The organism is Moorena sp. SIO1F2 (genome assembly GCF_010672755.1).
Taxonomy (GTDB): domain Bacteria; phylum Cyanobacteriota; class Cyanobacteriia; order Cyanobacteriales; family Coleofasciculaceae; genus Moorena.
The window spans coordinates 1-3,102 of sequence record NZ_JAAHFV010000535.1 but is presented as its reverse complement, the minus strand read 5'-3'; the positions used below and the strand labels follow the sequence as shown (position 1 = coordinate 3,102).

Below are 3,102 nucleotides of genomic sequence, written 5' to 3'. Positions count from 1 at the left end.
CGCGATCGCACTTAAGCATTCAGCTATCAGCTATCAGTTATCAGCATTCAGCATTCAGCATTCAGCATTCAGCATTCAGCATTCAGCATTCAGTTATCAGTTATCAGTTATCAGTTATCAGTTATCAAGCTGGGAAAAATCCCCCTTGCTAAGGGGGACCAACGGGGGATCTCCGAGGCAAGAAGACACGCCCTAGCCCCCCAGAATTGGGGGGCTATGGTGGCCAAGAAAAGTGGGTTGAAGTCCTAGTAGATTGTCCAGGAGTCCAAGGTATATATACTTATCGTAATGCATTGGATGTTTCAATCAATCCTGGAGATGTTCTGAGTGTGTCATTCGGGACTCAACAGCTAGGAGCGATCGCTATTCGGATTGTAGACTCTCCACCCCCAAACTTACCACTGGAGAAAATTAAGGACGTAGAGGAGGTGATCAGTCCCGGTTTCTTTCCAAGTTCCTACTGCCAACTGTTAGAGCGGGTGGCTCAGTACTACTGCACCCCTCTAATCCAAGTGATTCGGTCTGCCTTACCTCCAGGACTGTTAGGGCGATCGCAGCGTCGAATTCGCCTCAATTCCTCGGTCTTGCCTAAAGAGGCTCATGTCTTTGTCAATAATTCAGCCGCAAGTAAGATTTTGGAGATTCTCCAGGCTAAACCCAATGGGGATTACAGCTGGCAATACCTCCAACGTCAGGTAAAGGGGGCTAAAGCAGGATTACGTCACCTGCTCAAGCGAGGTTGGGTGGAAAGTTATCTGGAAGCTCCTAAGCCAACTCGTCCTAAGCTCAAGAAAGCTGTGACTCTGGTGGGTAATCTCAATCGGCCTGATCTGACTCGACGGCAACGGGAAGTATTGGAGGTGCTACGCCGTCGTGGAGGAGATTTGTGGTTGAGTGAACTATCACAAATTTGTAATGTTAGTTCGTCAACTATAAATTCTTTGGAAGATAAGGGATATGTGGTGATTGAGCCTAGGGAAGTATTGCGCAGTGCGACTTCACCAACCATGGCTACAGATGCCCCCAAAAACTTGACAAATGCCCAATCCCATGCATTAGACATGATTAATAATCTCGATGGCTTTGCCCAAGTGCTGTTGCATGGGGTGACTGGGTCTGGGAAAACGGAGGTCTATCTACAAGCGATCGCACCAATCCTAGCGCAAGGGAAATCCGCTTTGGTGTTGGTGCCGGAAATTGGCTTAACTCCTCAAATTACTGACCGTTTCCGGGCTCGCTTTGGTGACAAAGTTCGGGTTTACCACAGTGCCTTGAATAAAGGGGAGCGCTATGATACCTGGCGACAGATGATCCCAGGTGAGCCACAAGTGGTGATTGGGACTCGTTCTGCTGTTTTTGCCCCTTTGCCCCAGTTGGGATTAATTGTTTTAGATGAAGAACACGACTCTAGCTTCAAGCAAGACCAACCCATTCCTACCTACCACGCTCGCACCGTTGCCCAATGGCGAGCAGAATTAGAAAATTGTCCTCTGATTTTAGGTTCAGCTACTCCTTCGGTAGAAAGCTGGGTCAGTATTAAGGTGATGGGGGGAGCGAGAGATGGTCAGATCGGTAGTGAAATTAATGCCCTGACCTCTTCAGCTCCTGAGGTTCAACCCTTCACCTGTTCACCTCCTCAGCATCCAGAACTTAGCACTCATTACTTATCTCTACCGGAACGGATTCAATCAAGACCCCTGCCACCAGTGGAAATTGTGGATATGAGGCAGGAGTTACAAGCTGGGAATCGGTCGATTTTTAGCCGTTCTCTCCAAGACAGCTTGAGACGACTAAAGGAACAAGAGAAACAGGGGATTTTATTTATCCCCCGCAGGGGACACAGTACGTTTGTGTCTTGTCGTAGTTGCGGTCATGTGTTGGAATGCCCTAACTGTGATGTTTCCTTGTCCTATCACTATACTCATGAAGGGGCTACTCAAGTATTGCGGTGCCACTATTGCAATTTCGGACAACTCCATCCCCGTAGTTGTCCAGAATGTAGTTCTCCCTACCTGAAATTTTTCGGTAGTGGTACTCAGCGGGTTGTTCAAGATTTGGCCAAGCTGTTTCCAGAGCTGCGAATTATCCGATTTGACAGTGATACCACTCGTACCAAGAATGCTCATCGCACTTTGTTAACTCAATTTGCTAATCGCGAAGCTGACTTGTTGGTGGGAACCCAAATGCTGACCAAAGGATTAGATTTGGCTCAGGTGACACTGGTGGGAGTGGTAGCAGCAGATGGATTACTGTATTTGTCAGACTATAGAGCATCCGAGCGGGCATTCCAAACCTTAACTCAGGTGGCAGGTCGTGCCGGTCGTGGGGATGACCCTGGTCAGGTGATTATTCAAACTTATTCCCCAGACCATCCTGTGATTCAGGCTGTCAAAACTCATAATTATCAGTCGTTTATCTCGGACGAATTGGAACAACGGGCAGCACTGAACTATCCCCCTTATGGTGATTTGATTCTGTTGCGCATAAGTGGATTGGATGCTGTGGTGGTAGAGAAGGTAGCGGAGGATTTAGCCGACAGGTTAGATACTCCTGAAGCCGAATACGATATCCTAGGACCAGCACCAGCCAGTGTGATCCGGGTTGCTCGTCGCTATCGATGGCAGATTTTGCTTAAGTTTCCTCCTACTGTGCCCGCAAAGTTACTGAATTGGCGGGAATTACAGGATATGTGTCCTCCAGATATTAGCTTGACTATTGATGTTAATCCGTTGAATATAAGCTGAAAGGTATAAGTTAGTTGAAGGTTTAAAGTAGGTTGAAGGTTGAAGGTTTAAAGGTTGAAGGTTGAAGGTTGGTTGAAGGCTTAAGGTTGGTTGAAGGTTGAAAGTTAGGAGTTGAAAGTTGAAAGTTGAAAGTTATAGGGAACCTAAATAAATTGTGATAATTTCGATTCCCGATTACCGATTCCCGATTCCCGATTCCCGATTCCCAATTCCCAATTCTTAATTCTTAATTCTTAATTCTTAATTCCCGATTCCCGATTCCCGATTCCCGATTCCCGATTCCCGATTCCCAATTCCCAATTCCCAATTCTTAATTCTTAATTCTTAATTCTTAATTCTCAATTCTTAATTCCCTACA

Annotated in this window: 1 protein-coding gene and 1 pseudogene; both read left to right on the top strand. The window is 46.5% G+C overall.

All coding sequences use genetic code 11. The features are described from left to right. Nucleotides 1-196, top strand: a pseudogene (locus F6J94_RS32325) (hypothetical protein); the annotation flags it as partial. Nucleotides 197-206: 10 nt separating this feature from the next. Further along, nucleotides 207-2,744 (top strand): primosomal protein N', encoded by a 2,538-nt coding sequence (gene priA / locus F6J94_RS32320; protein ID WP_293047719.1) that lies wholly within the window; start codon nt 207-209, stop codon nt 2,742-2,744. Nucleotides 2,745-3,102 lie beyond the last annotated feature (358 nt).